This window comes from Frankia sp. AgPm24 (genome assembly GCF_023243055.1).
Lineage (GTDB): Bacteria > Actinomycetota > Actinomycetes > Frankiales > Frankiaceae > Frankia > Frankia umida.
The window spans coordinates 53521-72215 of record NZ_JALKFW010000198.1 but is presented as its reverse complement, the minus strand read 5'-3'; the positions used below and the strand labels follow the sequence as shown (position 1 = coordinate 72215).

Here is an 18695-nt window from a genome sequence, read left to right as displayed (position 1 = left end):
GAGGGTTGTTCGGTATTTCCGGGGGTCGAATCCGGAACAGGCCTCGGCATGAGACCGAACAGGCCTCGGCATCGGACCGCGGACCGCGGATCTGGACCTGGACCGTGGACCTGGACCGCGGACCGCGGATCCGCGAGTCGGCCACGGACGGTCGTAGCGGACGGGGCCGGGTGAACGGTGGCGCGCCGCGGGTCCCCGCGCACCTCGAAAGCAGCTCCGAACCACGCCGTCGGGCGCGCGGCCCGGCTGGGTGGCCGATGGGAACGAAGTGATCGCGGGCACGGCGCGCACGGGGAGGAGAAAGCCATCGGGCGCGGTGGGAGTGTGGGTGCGGGCGCGACTGCCGGTGCGGACCGGAAAGAGGCGGTGGATGGGGCGGATGTGGGTGAAAGCGGCAGTGGAAGCGGGGGAGCGGTGGTAGTGGACAAGGCGCGGACCGGTGGGGATGGCGGGGTTTTTCGGGCGCTGCGGGTCCACAACTTCAGGCTCTTCGCGATGGGACAGGTGCTGTCGGTCACCGGGACCTGGGCCATGTACACCGCACAGGACTGGCTGGTGTTGTCGCTGAGCGACAACCCGGGTAACGCGCTGGCGTTGGTGACGGCGTTGCAGTTCACGCCGGTGCTGTTGTTGACGTTGTATGGCGGGCGGCTCGCCGACCGGTATGACAAGCGGGCGCTGCTGACCGGGGCGAACGTGATCTCGGGTGTGCTGGCGGCGGGGCTTGCGGTGCTGGTGTTCGGCGGGGCGGTGCGGCTGTGGCAGGTGTGCCTGTTCGCGGCGGCGGTCGGGGTGGTGAACGCGGTGGAGGCGCCGACGCGGATGGCGTTCATCAGCGAACTGGTGGGGGGCGCGCTGCTGCCGAACGCGTCGGCGTTGTCAGCGGGGTATTTCAACGTCGCCCGTATCGTGGGGCCCGCGGCGGCCGGGCCGCTCATCGCCGCCGTCGGCACGGGGCCGGTGATGGCGATCAACGCCGGGAGTTTCCTGGCGACCGTCGTCGGGCTGCGGCTCATGCGTCCGCAGGAGATCCGCCGGTCGGTGCGGGATCCGGCGCGGTCGGTGCGGGTCGTCGACGGGTTGCGGTACATCCGCGGCGAACGGGATCTGGTGGTGGTGCTGGGCCTGGTCGCCGCCGTCGGACTGGTCGGGATGAACTTCCAGCTCACGGTCCCGTTGATGGCCCGGACCGTGTTCGACGCGGGGGCGGCGGAGTTCGGGCTGCTCACCACCGGGCTCGCCGTGGGCTCGCTGGTCGCGGCGTTGCTCACGACCACCCGGCGGACCCGGCCGTCCGCGCGGCTGGTGATGTCGGCGGCGTTCGGGTTCGGTCTGGCGGAGGCGGCCGCGGGTTTCGCCCCGAGCTTCGCGGCGGCGTTCGGCCTGTTCGCCGTGACCGGCTTCGCCTCGCTGTACTTCATGCAGGCGGCGAACCACCGCGTCCAACTGGGCAGTGACCCGGAGTACCGCGGCCGGGTGATGGCGCTCTACACCCTCATCATGCAGGGGACGACCCCCCTGGGCGCCGCGCTCGTCGGCGGGCTCACCGCCGTCGCGGACGCCCGAGCCGGGCTGTACGTCGGCGGCGCGATCTCGGCGGTCGCGGCACTGGCGGCCTGGGCCGCCCAACGATCGTGGGCCCAGCCGAAGCCCGGGCCGTCCGGTGTTCCCGGGCAGTCTGGTGTTGCTGGGCCGTCCGATGCCGTCGGGCCCTCCGGTGGTCCGGGGGCGTCCAGCGGCGCTGGGCTAGCGGGCATCGGCCAGGTGGACGGTGAAGTGGAGCGAGGCGTCCGACTTTGACCGGATGGAGCGGGTAGGTCTCCTATGATGCGGTGATGGGGATCTCTGCGGACGGCGAACGGTGGTTGCGGCGGTTCCAGCCCGCTCCGGCGGGTGGGCCACGGCTGCTGCTGTTCCCGCACGCCGGTGGGTCGGCGAGTTTCTTCGTCCCGTTGGCGAAGGCGCTGGCACCGGTGGCGGATGTGCTCGCCGTGCAGTACCCGGGCCGTCAGGATCGTCGTCTGGAGGCCGCCCACACCGCGATCGCGCCGCTGGCCGACGAGATCGCCGAGGTCGTCGGGGCCCTCGACGATGACCGTCCGTTGGCGTTCTTCGGGCACAGCCTCGGCGCGGTCGTCGCCTTCGAGGTGACCCGGCGGCTGGCCGCCGCCCAGCGGCCGGGGCCCGCCGTGCTGGTCGTCTCCGGGCGGCGCGCGCCGTCGACGTTGCGCGAGGAGTCCTACCACCGTCTGCCCGAGGCCGCGTTCATCGCGGAGCTGGGCAGCCTCGGCGGCACCGACCCGCGCATCCTCGCCGAACCCGAACTGCTCGAACTGATCGTCCCGCCGACCCGGGCCGACTACCAGGCCATCGAGACCTACGAGCCCGGTCCCGACGCGGTGCTCGACATTCCCGTCGTCGCCCTGATCGGTGACACCGACTCCCGGGTCACCACCGCCGAGGCCGAACGCTGGCGCGAGCACACCAGCGCGTCCTTCGAGCTGCGCCACTTCACCGGCGGCCACTTCTACCTGGTCGACCAGCAGCCCGCCGTCGTCGACACCCTGACCGGCGTGCTGGCGACACTGCCCGCACCTCACCCGGCGTCCTGACCCGACCGCCCGGCCGGCGAGCCCGCCGGGGCGGCCGTCCGCGTCGACCCTTCCACCACCGCCTCGGACGTTGACGTTAACCCCGCGGCCGTTGACGACTCCGACGTCGCCGCACGCTCCGGTGCGGGCTGCGACGAAGGCGAGGTCGGCGACGGTGCCGGTGGTGTCGGTGGTGCCGGTGGTGCCGGTGGTGTCGAGGTCGGCGACACGGACGTCGGTGACACGGATGTCGGCGCCGTCGACGGTGCGGCGGGTGTTCCCGAGGGCGACGGCGAGAGCGGGATGATCGATCCGGAGCCCGGTGCCGCGACGCGAGAGCCGGCGAACATGCCCGGGTCGATGTTCCCGATCCGCGTCGTGAGGATCTCCCGGGCCGGGCAGCCGGTGCGGGCATCGTTGGGGATGGTCACGGTGACCGTCACCGTGTGCCCGGGTAGTGACGCGGCGGCCAGGTCCCGGCCGTCCAAGCGGGCGAGCAACACCGGACGCTGCCCCGCCGCGCCGGCACCGACGGTCGTGGCGGCGCTGGGGGCCGTGGCGGAGCCGGGGGTCGGGTTCGCGGCCACGGTGGTGCGGGTATGGGCGACCAGCGCACCGGTCGAGGTGCGGGCGTCCGCCTCGACAGCGAGATCGCCAATCGGCTGGGGAGCCACGGTGCCCAGCAGATCGAGCTGTTCGTAACCGGGGATGGCCGGGTCGAGGTCACGCGGAACCACGATCGGGTTTCGCACGCGCGGGTCCGCGGACGGGCAGACAGTCGTCGGTGCCGGCGCACCGCTCCGGCCCGCGGACGGTGCGGGCGAGCTGGTGGGCGCGGCCTGCGCCGAGGACGGCGCGGGCGCCGATCCCTGCGCTGTCGCGGCGGGGTCCGGCCCGGACGGCCTGGGGGTGAGCGCGACCACGGTGATCGGCGCGCTCCCGGAGCCGGATGCGGCCGGGCTGGTCACGGCGATGGCACCGCTGCCCTGATAGCCCGTCATCCAGGCAAGGACGGCGCGGACGTAGTCGTCGGACGGGTTGTAGGAGAAGATCGCCGCGCGCAGACTCGCGGGCACGGTCAGATCGCGCCCACCCGCGCACAGGTAGCCACCGGCGGCGAGGGTCGCGTCGTCGATGTTGTGCGGATCCCGCTGGCCGTCACCCGAGCCGTCTCGGCCGCGGGTCGCCCAGGTCGTCGGAATGAACTGCATGGGTCCGACCGCCCGGTCGTAACGTGGATCCTGGTCCAGACGCCCGCCGTCACTGTCGCGGATCAGGGCGCGACCGCCATGGCCGTCCAACGGGGGACCGAGGATGGCGCGGGTGATGGTGCCGTCCGCCGTGATCGGCCGGCCGGCGGCGTGCCCGGATTCGACCTTGCCGATACCGGCGAGCAGCTCCCATCTCAGCCGACAGCCGGGCTGCTCCTGGGCGAGGCGTTCGGCGCTGCGATGGTAGGCGGCCAGGACCCGGCCGGGGATGCCGTTGCTGCCAGGCGCCAGAAGCGTGCCGGACGTCGACTCGTGCGCGGCCTGTTCCGCCAGGCCGACCGCGGACAGTGGTTCGGGCGTGCCACCGCCCACCGCGACGGCGTTGTCCGCCGCGGGAGGCGCGCTGCGAGTCGCGTTCGAGATGAGCGGAGGCATGACCCAGTCGCCCGGCCGCTGGGGTGGGGCGGGACTCCCGGCCACCTCGGAGGTGTCCTCGGAAGGAACACTGGCGACGCAGAGCACCATCAGACCGACCACGAGCAGAACCGGTAGCAGGCACGTGCGGACCAGGCCGGGCCTCGGGTCACGACGCGGGTGCGCGGACCGGCCGCGGCCGCGGTGCCGTGGGCCGTTCCTGTTCCGGTCACGTGTGGGGTGCGCGGGCTGGGCCCGGTGTCGACGTGGAACTCGAACGGGTTCAGGGGGAGCCGGCTGAGCTCGGCCGCCCGTCGCGGGTCGGATCGCGGCGGCATCGAAGCGGCGGCCGGGCCTGTGGGTCGCGGTTGTCGGCCGGATCGGCCGGGTCGGCGCGGTGACGGTGGCGGTGTCGGTGGCACGTCGATGCCGCGTCACGGCTGTGGGCCAGCCGGACAAGGGCATGATCGGGTGCGTGCGAGCAGCATGAGGCATCCGTGGGGGAGGGCGCAGCCGACCAGCCGGCGTGACCCGGAGACCGGGTCCGTAGGGCTGACGAGCGGCGTGACGGTGCCAGGCGTGCCGACGAGAGGGGCTGTGACGGCAGCCCGATGGCCGGCGGAGCCTCGGCCGCTCCAGCGGTGACGGCGCGGGAGCGCGATGCGGGTGAGTGTCGACGTGGGGTGGTCGTCGGCGTCAGTGCGGGATCTCCGAAACGATCACCTTCCGTAGCGCACCGGGGAGCGTTGCCTTCGCCACGCAGCCGTCAGTCGGAGGGGAGCCGGCCGACGAATGCGTGGCGAGACAGGACTGTGACAGATCGTCCCGAGTTGAGCTAGCAAATCTTCTCAGGAAATCCACAGATATTACTGAGTTTCATCCAAGTTAATAAGATTCACTGGAGTGGCGTGAAGCATTCGCCGGGGTAGCTGATCGTCCCGCTATGTGCGAAAAGATCGTTGATGTTGAGTGCAGTGAAGGGAGTGCGCGCGTGGATAGTCGGGCGCCTGGTCCACGCGCAAGGCGTCCGAGTGAGACGTTCGCCTCGTTCACGTAGGGCTTGGCAGGGCGACAATCCGCATGCAACGCTGCGCTCTGTTCTCATCCAGGTGCATAGAGCACGAAACATCGCTGCGGGTACTGTCGATGGTCCCTTGGGTAGCGGACCGCCGCGAACCAGCGCGCGCCATACCGAACGCCTCGTTACATATCTGTAACCTCGCTGCCCGCTACTAAAAGTAATTGTCGCGGAGTGTCCGAACCCCGACCGAACGGCCGACCTGGCCGTCTCGGCGGCAATGGTTCGGCGCCCCGTCCCTGTCACGGATGCCGCCGCCTCCGTCACCGCCGACCGTGCTACCGGCCCGGTCGGCGTGGCGGCGGCATCCGGCCCTGGTCACCCACCGCACGGCCTGGCCGCCAGCCCGTCACGCCAGTGTGCCCCGCAGTGCTCCGGGTGGTTCCTTACCTGTCCTGCTCGTGGTCTTGACGTGCGCAGATGCCCGCGTCCTGAGCACGAGCCACCCACCGTGCCCACCCACGGACCCCGGAGCCCTCCATGCCCGGCCGGCACCTGCCCGCCCCCGCCCCCGATCCCGCCTCCCGACCCGAGCGACCCTCACCGGGGACACGCCGACGCCGTCTGCGGCGCATGGTGCGTCACCGGCTCATCGCCCTGCTGCTGGTGCCCCTGCTGGCGCTGACAGCCGTGGCGATCGTCGGCGTCGTCCATCGGACGGACTCCTCGCCGGTCGCTCTGCGCAACCCCTTCGCGGACACGAAGCTTCCGCAGAGCAGCGCCGGGACGGCAGCCGGTCGTGGACACACCGTCCCCACCGAGCGGACGCAGATCATCGCGCCGATCGACTCGGCTGCGATCGACCGGCAGGCCAAAGCCGTGGCGGGCGCCGTTCCCACCACGGGTCAGCGCACCTCGCGCTTCACGCCCTGGACGCCCGGCGGGAAACCCGTCCCGCCGCCGGCGGCGAGCCGCACGACTCCCGAACCCGCCACCGCCTCCGGCGCGACACCCACGGGTGCGACACCCCCGGGCGCGACCGCGACGTTCGGCACGTCCAAGGTGGTCCAGCCGGACCGCAGCGGTATCCGGCGCGACGGTACCGCCCAGGTCGGCCGGGTCGAGCTACCCGAACGCCGATCCGCCTCCGAGCAGGTGTTCCGTAACCCCGACGGGACCTACGCCACCGAATCGAGGCTGGGTACCGAGCGCTTCCGGGATGCCAAGGGCGCCTGGGTGGGCATCGACACGGCGCTGACCGAGAACGGTGCGGGACGGCTGCGCGCGCGGGCGACCGAGCATCCGGTCGAGATCGCCACCTCGGCCGCGGACCGGCAGGTGGCCCGGATCGATCTCGGCGAGGGCAGATCGTTCGCCTTCGGTGTCGCACAGGCGGCGAGTTCGTCGAAGGCCCAGGTGGAGGGCCCCAAGGCGACGTTCGCCGCAGTGCGTGAGGGTGCTGACCTGCAGCTTGGCCCGACCGCCGACGGCCTCAAGGAGGTCATCGTCCTCAGGTCGGCGAAGGCCCCGACCAGCTGGACCTTTCCGCTGTCGTTGCAGGGTCTGACCGCCCGGGTGGACGGCGACCAGGTGTTGCTGGCCGACGACGCGGGCACCGTGCGCGCGGCGATCCCGCCGGGCTGGATGCAGGACGCGCGGACCAGCGGTGGTATGCACGCCGTCTCCCGCGGCGTCACCTACCGACTCGTCGAGCAGGACGGCGGCCAGGCGCTGCAGGTCGACCTGGACCGCGACTGGCTCGCCGACCCCGAGCGGGTCTTCCCGGTCACCGTCGACCCGAACGTCACCACGCTGCTGACCGGTGCGGACGACACCTACGTCTCCTCGGCCCACCCGCAGACCAACTACGCGAACGAGGTCGCGATCCGCGCCGGCGTCTTCGGCTCCGACGTCGTACGCGGCTACCTGAACTTCCCCGGCCAGCCCGGCCTGACCGGCGCGAACGTCGTCAACGCCCACGTGAAGATCGTCAACTGGGACTCCGCGGGCGGCTGCACCCCGTACCCGGTGTACCTGCGACAGGTCACGATCCCCTGGTACGGCGGGAACATGACCTGGCCGGGCGCCACCCTCGGCCCGGTCGTCGCCGAGAAGACCTTCGCCCACGACGGCGATCTCGGGGGTTGTCCTTCGGCCTGGGAGACGATCGGCGACAGCGACACTCGGCTTCGTAATCTGGTCAACACCTGGACCCATGACGCCAACACCAACTTCGGCCTGGCCATCACCGCGTCGGAGACGGTCGGGGCGGCGCTGAAGGCGTACTACTCGAACAACTGCTGGTGCAATCCGGCGGATCCGCCGTCCGACCTGCGTCCCAAACTTGAGATCGAATGGTCCTCCTACGGCGCGCAGTACTCGTATCCGAACGGTGTTCCGCAGTGGGTGACCCCGATGACCCCGCTCAATCCGGGGGTCATGACCATTCGGGTCAAGAACACCGGCCAGAACGCATGGCCGGCCAACAGCAATTTCAGGCTCTCGTACCACGTCTACCAGAACGGTTCTCTCTACCTGCAGGACGGCGCGGAGACGAACCTTCCGACGACGGTGAACCCCGGCCAGAGCATCGACCTGGCCGCGAACGTCGGCGCACTTCCCGCGGGGAGCTACGAGATCCGCTGGGACATGAAGGAAGCCGGTGTCACCTGGTTCTCCGGCCAGGGCACGGACTACCTTTCCATGCCGATCACAACGTCGGGCGTCTCGCCGATCGTCACCGGCGTCCAGCCGCCAGGTAACAGCGAGGTCACGACGCTGACCCCGGCGCTGGCGATGACCGGGTCCGATCCCGACAACGCTCCGAACCCGCTGACCTACTCGTTCCAGCTGTGCACCGGTGCCGACGCGGCCTCCGGGACCTGCTGGACCTCCGGCTTCCAGCCCTCCCCGACCTGGCAACCGCCGAACGGAGCACTGACCTGGGGAACCATCTACTACTGGCGAGGTCGCGTCTCCGACGGTACGAACCAGAGCACGTGGGCGGGCCCCTTCGCACTGCAGCCCGTTCTGAACCAACCGCCTGTGCAGTCCCAGCTTGGTAATGACCCCTATGTGCCGGCGGTCAACCAGGTTCACCCGCTGACGCAGAACTACGCCGCCGCCGCGGTCGACGCCTCGGTGGCCGCGGTGGGCCCCGGCCTGGTGCTGGAACGCACCTACAACAGCCGCAATGACACCAACGGTCTGTTCGGTGTCGGTTGGACATCCACCGTCGACACATCCGCCGCACCCGACCCGGACGGCGCCGGAAACATCCTGGTCCGATATCCCGACGGGCACACCACGCGGTTTGGCCGCAACAGCGACGGCAGTTACGAACCACCACGTGGCGCCTACGCCCTGTTGCAGCAGCCCGCAGCGAAGACCGCATCGTTCACCGGGCCGAACTCGACCACGACCCTCGGCGCCGCCGACACCGGGGAAAACTGGCAGATTCTTGATGGCACCTGGGGAATCTCCGGTAACAGCGCCTATCTGGTGTCCGGTTCCATCTGGCAGCGCAACGCCGCGGTGCTGCCCGCGCCGGCCGACGGAACACTGCGTTTCACCGTCCCGGTCGCCCAGGACGGCGTCGGCGTCGCCTTCCGCGTCCAGGACATCGACAACATGTGGATGCTCTACGTCAAACCATCCACCAATGCGCTGGTACTGGCCAAGCGGGTCGGTGGGTCGGAGACGCAGGTCGCCACGATCGCGAACGCCTGCTGCGCAGCCGACGACACCTACGCGGTCACGATGTCCGGTGGCACGCTCACCGTGCTGCGCAACAACCGGGTGGTCGGGTCGGCCAGCGACACCGCCTTCAGCACCGCGACGCGGGCCGGCCTGTACGTCGCGAGCGCCGGCGCCGGCCGCCTCGGCTCCCTGGTGATCACCACCGACCAGCACCGTGACCAGGTCACCCGGGCCGACTCGGCCACCTCGCTCGGCGCCACCGACACGGGCGAGCGTTGGGTGGCGAACAACGGCACCTGGGGTGTCAGCGGCAATGCCGCCTATCTGGCCGCCGCCGCCGGCAACCGCGACATCGCCACCGTCGCGGCGGCGCCCGACGGTGCTTTCTCCTTCACGATGCCCACCGCGCAGGCCGGGGTCGGCCTCGCCTTCCGCTACGCCGACGCGAACAACTACTGGCGCCTGGTCGCCCAGCCCGCGTCGAACAGCTGGCAGCTCGTCAAACGGGACAACGGCGTGGAGACCACGGTCGCCACCGCCGCCGGCCAGTGCTGCACCGCCGCGGACGTGCTGCGCGTGGAGACCAACGGACCGCAGATCCGGGTCCTGCGCAACGGTACGCAGATCCTGTCCACCAACGACCCGGCGGTGCTGTACGGCAGCCGCGCCGGACCGTTCGCCGAGGGCACCGGCGCCGGCCGCCTCGACACCATGATCTTCAGCGCGGCGACGACGCTGACCGAGAAGGCCGGCAACACGTCCACCTTCCGCTCGGACGGCCGGCTCACGACGACCGTCGACGCGTCCGGCCGTCAGGTGCTGCTCGCCTATGACGGCAACGCCCGCCTGACCTCCGCGACCAACCAGACCTCCGGGCGCTCGATCACCTTCGCCTGGACCGGCACCCACATCAGCTCCGCCTCCACCGCTTCGGTGGCGGCCTACAGCGGGCCGCTGACCTGGACCTACGGCTACACGGGCGACCGGCTCACCTCGGTCACCGCGCCGCACAGCGCCACCCCGACGACCTACGCCTACGCCGCGGGCGGGCGGCTCACCCAGGTCACCCTGCCCCGCGGAAACATCGACACCAAGGTCGGCTACAACCCGGACGGCACCGTCGCCTGGCGTGAGGACGGCCGCGGCAAACGCACCACCTACGCCGTGATAGCCACCGGCGAGACGACCACCGTGCGGATCACCGATCCCAAGGGCCACCCCACCGACTGGGACTACCGCGGCGGCCAGCTCGTCGCCCATCGCGACGGCACCGACCAGCGCACCTTCGTCTACAACGACCGTGGCTTCCTGTCCCAGGTACACGACGAGAACGGCAACCAGCTGCGCCTGCAGACCGATACCCGCGGCAACGTGCTGGCGCGGATCACCTGCCGGGCGATGCTCGGCACCCAACCGGTGCTGTTCACCGACTACTACAGCTACTTCCTGGGCGCCCCCGGCGACCCGCGCAACGATCTGATCACCGACTACCGGGACGGCCGCTCCGCCTCACCCACCGACGACACCTACCGCACCCAGTACACCTACGACGCCTTCGGCGACCTCGTCACCCAACGCACCCCGGCCACCGGCGACTTCCCCACCGGGCGCACCCAGACCTGGGCGTTCACCACCGGCACGGAGACCGCGATCGGCGGCGGCACCGTGCCCCGCGGGCTGCTGGCCTCGATGACCGACGCCCGCGGCAAGAGCACCACGTTCGGCTACGACAACAAGGGTGACCTGCGCCACGACCAGGACCCCGCCGGCCTGACCCACGACTACACCTACGACGAACTCGGCCGCCGGCTGAGCGCCAAGGAGATCTCCGACAGCTTCCCGTCCGGCCTGACCACCACCAACACCTACGACAAACTCTCCCGGATCGCCACGACCACCGAACCGGGTGTGCTCAACCCGATCACGAACGTCACCCACACCGCGGTGACGACGAACACCTACAACCTCAACGGCGACCTGACCGCCACGGACGTCGCCGACTCCACCGGCGGCGACGCCACCCGCCGCACCACCTACACCTATGACGACGCCGACAACCAGACGTCGATGACCGTCGGCGCCACCAGCCCGATCGCGGCGACGACCACCCTCACCTACGACGACAACAACAACGTCGCGACCTCCACCGACCCGCGTGGCGTCGTCACCGCCTACGCCTACACGGCCAAGAACCTGCTGGCCACCACGACGCTCAAGGACTTCGTCGACGATCCCGTCGCCGGCTCCACCCCCCGCGACGTCGTCCTGGCCTCGCGCGCCTACGACCCGGCGGGCCGCCTGGCCTCGGTCACCGACGCGCTCGGACGCACCACCGACCACACCTACTGGCTCGACGACCTGCCCCGCCAGGACATCCTGCGCGGTTACCGGCCACCTGATCTGACCAACGGCACGCTGTCGAGTTCCGGGGCACGCGACATCGTTCTGGTCGACCGCGCCTACGACCCCGCCGGACACTCCGTCCACACCGTGACCGGCGGCGGCCTGCGCACCACCGACTCCGCCTACGACGCCGCCGGCCGCGTCACCACCGACACCATCGCCCCCGGCACGGTCGCCCGCACCGCCACCTACACCTACGACGCCGGCGACAACGTCACCTCGACCCTGTTCGGCGCCGCGGGCACCGCCACCACCGAACGGGTCGACACCGCCTACGACGACGCCTCCCGCCCGACCTCCGCGACCGTCTTCGGCGACGGCACGGCCACCTTCGTCAGCACCCAGCGCTACGACCAGCGCGGTTTCGTCGCCGCGGCGGCCGACCCACGGGGCTACGTCGCCGGCGGCCCGTCGAACCCCGCCTACACCCACACCGTCACCGTCAACGCCGCCGGACTCACCGCCCAGGTGAAATCCCCACCGGTCACGGTCGAGGAGTGGGGTGGCAGCGCCACCGAGCAGCAGCAGACCGTCGACACCGGCTACAACACCTTCGGCGAGATCACCCACGACCGTGACGCCCGCGGCATGGTCACCACCACCGTCTACGACGTGCGCGGCCGGATCACCCAGCGCTCCGGCCAGCCGTACACCCCGCCCGGTGGTTCGGTGATGACCCCGACCGAGTCCTGGACCTACGACGCCGTCGGCAACCCGTTGACCCACGTCGACCGCCGGGCGAAGACGACGACGGTCGTCTACGACAAGCGCAACCGGCCTGTCTCCGTGACCGACCCGCAGATCGGCTCGGCCACCGCCGGGGTCAGCCGGATCAACTACGACGACGCCGGCAACGTGCTCTCGACCGTCGACCAGATCGGCGCCTGGACCTTCCACGCCTACGACGACCTCGACCGCGCATGGGCGGCCACCGAGACCGAACGCTCCCCGTCGGCGACCTTCACCACCTACACCGACCACAACGACGCCGGTGACGTCACCCGGGTCGTCACCCCGGTCAACACCGGCTCGGGAGCCGCCACCACCGCGGTCTACAACGATGCCGGCGACCTCGTCGAAAGCCGCGACGAGACCAACAAGCTGACCAGCTACGCCTACGACCTGGCCGGCCGCCTGCGGTCGGTCACCGACCCGCTCGGACGCTCCACCCGCACCACCTACGACCGGGCCGGACGTGCGACACGCGTCGCCCAGTTCGCGCCGAACAACACCGAGCTGCGCGCCGCCACCGTCGCCTACGACGCCGCCGGCAACCCCACGTCGTCGACCAACCCGCTCGGCTGGACGACGACCGCCACCTACGACCCGCTCAACCAGGTGCGCAGCGTCGTCGAACCGGTCAACGCCACGACCACGATCACCACGTCGTTCGGCTACGCCAAGGGCGGGCTGCTCAGCCGGCGGACCGACGGCCGCAGCAACAGCGTCATCTACACCTACAACAGCCTCAACCTGCCCGAGGCGGTGATCGAGCCGTCGACGACCGCGCACCCGAACACCCCCGACCGGGGCTGGCAGACCTCCTACGACGCCGGCGGTCTGCCCGTCGGCCAGATGGTGCCCGGCGGGGTCACCCGCGCCCGCACCTTCGACGAGCTGGGCCGGATGACCTCCGAGACCGGTTCCGGCACCGGCGTCACCTCCGCGACCCGCACCCTGGGCTACGACCTCGCCGGCCGGCTGACCAGCGTCTCCCACCCGCAGGGCACCCAGACCTACACCTACAACGACCGCGGCCTGGTCACCGGCGGCTCCGGCGGCGGCGGTACCACCGCCTTCACCTACGACGCGAACGGCCGGATGGCCTCCCGCGGCGACCCCGGCTCGTACACGACGTTCGGCTACAACGCCCGCGACGACCTGACCACCATCGGTGGGACCACCACCGGCGGCAGCCGCACCCTCGGCTACAACGACGCCCGCCAGCTCACCTCGATCAGCTACGCCTCCGGCGGGGCGACCCGCACCGTCGGCTACGACGACCTGGGCCGCACCACCTCCGACACCCTGGCCGGACCCGGCGGCACCCTGCGCGCCCAGAGCTACACCTACGACAACGACGACAACGAACTGTCCACCACGATCAGCCCCGCCGGCGTCGCCGGTGCCGGCACCTCCACCTACACCTATGACCGCGCCGACCGGCTGACCTCCTGGACCGATCCCGCGTCGGTGACCACCAGTTACGGCTGGGACCCCGCCGGCAACCGCCTGTCGGTCAACGGCACGACCGCCACCTACGACCAGCGCAACCGGCTGCTCTCCGATGGCACGTCGAGCTACACCTACACCGCCCGCGGCACCCTGGCGACCAAGGTCACCGGCGCGACGACGGCCACCACCGACTTCGACGCCCTCGACCAGCTCATCTCCGACAGCACCGTCGGCCCGACGTCCTACGGCTACGACGGCCTCGGCCGCCTGGCGGTGCGTAACGGAACTCGGCTGGTCTACGGCGGGTTGGAGCGCGAACCGGTCACCGACGGCTCGGCTGCCTACTCCCGCGACCCCGCCGGCTCGATCGTCGCGACCGGGATGGCCGCGGGGAACTGGGCGACACTGTCCAACACCCACGGTGACGTGATCGGCGCGTTCACGACCGACGGCGCCTCGCTGACCGACAGCCGTCACTACGACCCGTTCGGCACCCCGGTGGCCGCCGGCACCTCAGGTCTGCGGGTGGGCTTCCAGGGATCGTGGACGGATCCGTCGACCTCCCGGGTCTCCGCGCAGGCCCGCTGGTACACCCCGGGCACCGGCAGCTTCGCCTCCCGCGACGTCGCCGACGTCCCCTTCAGCGGCTCCGCGTCCGCCAACCGCTACCTCTATGGCAACGCCAACCCGCTCGCCTACAACGACCCCACCGGCTACTTCGGACTAAGTTCGATCACGCGTGCCGCGAGCAGCGCAGCCAGGGGTGGCGTGGGGCTGCTCGAGCGGGCCGCGGCCAGTGAGGCCGTCGGAGTGGTAGCCACCGTCGCCGAGAAGGCGGCGATCGGCGCCGCGGTCATCGCGGCCGGACCCGAGGTAGCCGGTCTCCTGGCTACAGCGGCCCTGACCGCAGGCTCCGTCTACCTGGTCAACAAATACGTCCTGTCGAATGGTTCCCCAGCCCCAGCCCCAGCGCCAGCGCCAGCCTCTGCGCCGCGTCCGTCGGTGAACACGAGGCCGGCCCCCGACCTGGCGGATTCGCCCGCGCAACCGAGCCGATCCCCTGACCCGCAGGTCCGCCCGCGCGAAAGAGTGGACGGCGGGATTGGGCCGGCGACGTCCGCGGCCGGCAGCACAGGGCGGGCTGGCGTGGGCGGTGGCGTGCCGGCAGCGGCCGCGGCCAAGCAGAACATTGAGATCATCACCGCGACCCGGTTGGATCTGCACAGTCCCGGGGAGAATCTTCCGCAGCGTAAGGCGCAGGCGAGCGAGAACTCCGGTCCTGGCATCACCACTCCGGACCCGACCGCGGGGTATGTGTTCCACGGCACGATGTGCGCCCCGCCGTTGCGTTGCATTGGTGACACGCCGCCCGCAGCCGCTCGGGGCACCGCTCCCGCGGCCCGCCCAGCGGCGCCCGCCAACGGGGGGCAGCCGCCCGCGCCGGATCAGCCTCCGGGGCCGGCGGTCGCGGATCTGACGTCGAACCCGTGTGACAGCAGCGGTACCGGTGTGGCCGCGTTGGCGACCGCCTGCCGGCCGGTCACTCCTGACCAGACCTGCTGGCAGACGGGTAATCCGTTCACTGATCGTTACGACGACACCCAGGCTCGTGTCTGTCAGCACACCACCAGTGGTGCTGGTTCCCAGACCGGCGCGGCCGGCATCGCCGGGGGGTCGTGCACGCCGAACAGTTTCGACGGTGACACCGAGGTTCTCCTGGCGGATGGTTCGACGAGGCCGATCCGGAAGGTCAGGGTGGGTGATCGGGTGCTGTCCACCGATCCGGACACCGGCCGCACCGAGGCTCACACGGTCACCGCTCTGATCGTGGGCCAGGGGAAGAAACATCTGGTCGCGGTCACCGTCGACACCGGTCCCAGTCCTGCCACGGTGATCGCTACCGACCATCATCCGTTCTGGGACGAGACCACCCACGCCTGGACCGACGCCGATCAACTCACCCTCGCCGACACCCTCCGCACCCCCACCGGGGCTCGTATCCCCGTCACCGCCACCCGCCACTACGATCAGATCACCACCGTCTACAACCTCACCGTCGACACCCTCCACACCTACTACGTGGTCGCAGGTTCCGTTGCGGTCTTGGTGCACAACTCCTGTGGGCCTGATGATGTGGTCCACGTGTACCGTGCTGCGCAGCGGGGAAACGGCGAAGATGAACTTGCCAATGGACTCAACCCGAGCCGCCACGCTGGAGGTAATGGCTTGGCCTATGTGGGCTCGGAGGATGTTGTCACCAAGGGATATGCTGATTATGCGGTCGGTACGCACGAGGACTTCTATGTCAAGTTCACCTTCAATCGCTCAGAATTTGAGGAGCATTTCGGTGCGGGTCTCGATTATGAGGGTGGCCCTGGGAGGGAATGGGAGATTCCGCATGCAAAGATTGACCTTTTCAACCAGTTGACGAGAGGAAGGCAAAAGCTATGGGCTCCGTGGTAGAGGGGCAAGACATTCACGACCTTCCTGTTTCGGAATGGGGTTCTGTCGGCTCTGAACTCGTAGGGAGCATCGTTGATGCAAGAATCCTGTGTGTTCACCCGTTCGGGGTGGGCGTGGAGCTGACTGCACAGGGTGCCTACGGTCACGTCAATCCGCCACGTGTTACGGATGGCCGTTTTACGGTCGAAGAAGCGAAAATGCATATTGGCGAGATTCGGAGGGCTCTCGTGTTGGCTGCGGAACCAGGTCGGCAGCCAACACTGACGCTTCGTCCGTCTCAAATCCCGTCTGCCTGAAAAATGTGCCGACTTCTTCCCGGCGGGAAGAAGTCGGGTAACTGGTCAGGTGCCGCTTTGATCGTGGGTTAGGTGGTTGCGGGTATCCAGGGGTGGCCCTCGGCGAGTTGGACGAGGGCGGGGAACTGGCTGATGCCGTGAGGCTTATGCAGAAGTCTGATTTCATTTCAAAACAAAACGGGATGCGCCCGAGCGCGGTCGCGGTCCGCTCTTTCGACAGGAACCGGCCGGAGTACAGGTAGACCGCCGCCGCGGTCACCCGCGGCCCGTACTGGGTGGGGCGTCCACCCCGGCCGGTGCGGTCGCCTTCGTGCGTGTCCCGCAGCCGCATTCCCGTTCCAGGAGCTGATGCTCGGTCACGTGGGGGCGCAGCTCGGGCAGGTCGAACACCTGCCGGCGTTCGGTCCGGGTCACCGGCCGATCCGCCAGCTGCGTCCCGCACCCTGAGCACGGCCCCGGCTCGTGCACCACACGCTCGTCAGGATCGGCGACCATCCGCAGCGTCGATCCGGGATGACCGTCCTGCCCACCGGGCCTGCGGCCGGTCTTCGTCCGCAACGATTTCGGGGGTGGCTTGGCCAGCCCGTCCGAACTCGGCGGCTTCGACGAGTGCCGCGACGTCTTCGCGACCTGGGCTTCCAGCTCGGCGATCCGCGCCCGGGCCTGTTCCACCTCGGCCCGCAACTGCGTGATCAGCGCCGCCTGCTCCACCACCAGCGCCACGAGCTCGTCATACGACGGCACCGGCGGCGCGGGCGGATCCTCAGACACACCCGAACCCTACGGACCGATCAACCACGCGGCACCAACGCTCCGGGGCTACCAGATCACCGAACAGCCCCAGCACGCCGCGAGAGCAAAAACAAACGATCTACGAGACCTGGCCAGTTACAATTTGCCAACGGATTCAATCCGAGCCGCATCGAGCGCACCGTGCCAAGCTGACCCGGCCATGCGCCCATGGCCAGTTGCGCTGTGGTCGCCAAAAACGACAAGGCCGTGTCCAGGTTTGATTCAGTTCACGGTTATTTTAACCCCTTGATGTCAGAATGGGCAGGTGATCACATGTCGACGCAGTCCGACGGGCTGGCGGGTCGAGATCCGTCGGCCGCGCCCGACGCGGCGCAGTTGTGCGAACTTCGACCGGGTGTGTATGCTTGGGTGCAGCCGGACGGGTCCTGGTGGGTGAACAACGCCGGTGCTGTGAGCGGCGACGGGGAAACACTGGTCATCGACACCTGCGCCACTGCGCGGCGCACCCACCGGTTCCTCACCGCGCTGGGTGATGTCACCGGTGGAGCCCCGACCCGGTGGGCGGTCAACACCCACCAGCACGGTGACCACACCTACGGCAACAGCCTTCTGCCCGCGGCGACGGTGTTGATCGGTCATGAGCGGATGCGGGAAGGCCTGCGCACCGACCCGATCATCGACGGCTGCCCGGCGTTCTGGTCGCCGATCCCGGACTGGGGGCGCGTCCGGCGGCGCCTGCCCGACGTCACGATCACGGCGGCAGCGACGGTGCACGTCGGTGAACGGCGGGTGGACCTCCTGCACCCCGGCGGTCCGGCCCACACGACCGGAGACCTCGTCGCGTGGCTTCCCGACGATCGCATCCTGTTCGCCGGGGACCTGCTTTTCGCCGGCCTGACTCCGCTGGTGTTCATGGGCTCGGTGACGGGAGCACTCACCGCACTCGACTGGCTGGCAGGGATGGCGCCTGAGGTGATCGTGCCCGGGCATGGCCCGGTGCTGGCCGGCGGAGAGATCGACCGTGTGCTCGACGAGCACCGTCGCTACTTCCAGTTCGTACTCAGCGAGGCAGACCGCGGGCTCGCCCGTGGTGCGACGCCGTTGGAGATCGCTCGCGACGCGCGGCTCGGCGAGTTCGCCGACTGGGCGGACGCCGAGCGGCTGGTACTCAATCTCCATCGTGTCCACGCCGACCGCGCCGGCCACGAACTGGACCTGGTCGCGGCCCTCTGCGACGCGGTGACCTGGCTCGGTCATCCCATGCCCACATCCGTCTGAACGGCAGATCCAAGGCATGTCTCGTGTGGCTGCTGCGGGTATATGTCTGAATCCTGGATGTTATGGAGAGCAGCCTGGGGACTCGGCTGGTCCCGATGATCTGTGGATGCTGGTGGAGTCGTTGCCACCGGGGATCGGGCGGTGTTCACCGCGGTGGTCTGGAGGAGACGGCGGACCCTGCGGTGGTGAAGCTGTGCGCCTCGGCGTTCGAGGCGGTCTGGGACCGGGCATCGACCACGACGCCTACCGGATCGCCTGAGACGGGGCTTGTTCGTCGGTGTCGACGTCGCCTTCTTCGAGTGTTCAACAGGCCCGCGAGGCGCTCGGGATGCGGTTGCGGAAGATCCGGGCCGAGCCGGCTTGACCCCGCCGTCGCTTTCGGCGTCGACGATTC

The 18695-nt window shown here is 69.9% G+C and carries 6 protein-coding genes; 4 read left to right on the top strand and 2 right to left on the bottom strand.

Features of this window, described 5'->3' with window-relative positions; genetic code table 11:
- The first annotated feature begins 420 nt into the window (after positions 1–420).
- Together MXD61_RS16515 and MXD61_RS16510 are read left to right on the top strand one after the other, a co-directional pair.
- Positions 421–1800, top strand: a complete 1380-nt coding sequence (locus MXD61_RS16515; RefSeq protein WP_374629064.1) for an MFS transporter — start codon at positions 421–423, stop codon at positions 1798–1800.
- Positions 1801–1835: 35 nt separating this feature from the next.
- Entirely contained in the window at positions 1836–2612 is a 777-nt protein-coding gene (locus MXD61_RS16510; RefSeq protein WP_248814218.1) for a thioesterase II family protein, read from the top strand.
- On the opposite strand, the gene MXD61_RS16505 is transcribed toward MXD61_RS16510, so the two are convergent.
- A complete protein-coding gene (locus MXD61_RS16505; RefSeq protein WP_248814217.1) occupies positions 2597–4237 on the bottom strand; it encodes a lytic transglycosylase domain-containing protein in 1641 nt (546 codons plus the stop codon). The two genes, MXD61_RS16510 and MXD61_RS16505, sit on opposite strands and share 16 nt — an antisense overlap.
- A 1537-nt stretch (positions 4238–5774) precedes the next feature.
- Here MXD61_RS16505 and MXD61_RS16500 point away from each other — a divergent pair.
- Positions 5775–15974: a polymorphic toxin-type HINT domain-containing protein gene (locus MXD61_RS16500; RefSeq protein ID WP_248814216.1), complete on the top strand. Its 10200-nt coding sequence runs from the start codon at positions 5775–5777 to the stop codon at positions 15972–15974.
- Positions 15975–16525: 551 nt separating this feature from the next.
- Here MXD61_RS16500 and MXD61_RS16495 read toward each other — a convergent pair.
- On the bottom strand, positions 16526–17041 hold the full coding sequence (locus MXD61_RS16495) for a DUF6444 domain-containing protein (protein ID WP_248814214.1): 516 nt from the start codon (positions 17039–17041) through the stop codon (positions 16526–16528).
- Between the two features lie 294 nt (positions 17042–17335).
- Between MXD61_RS16495 and MXD61_RS16490 the strand changes: the two genes are divergently transcribed.
- Positions 17336–18301 carry an MBL fold metallo-hydrolase gene (locus MXD61_RS16490; protein ID WP_248814211.1) on the top strand — a complete coding sequence of 322 codons (966 nt, stop codon included), beginning with the start codon at positions 17336–17338 and terminating at the stop codon, positions 18299–18301.
- The last annotated feature ends 394 nt before the right edge of the window (positions 18302–18695 follow it).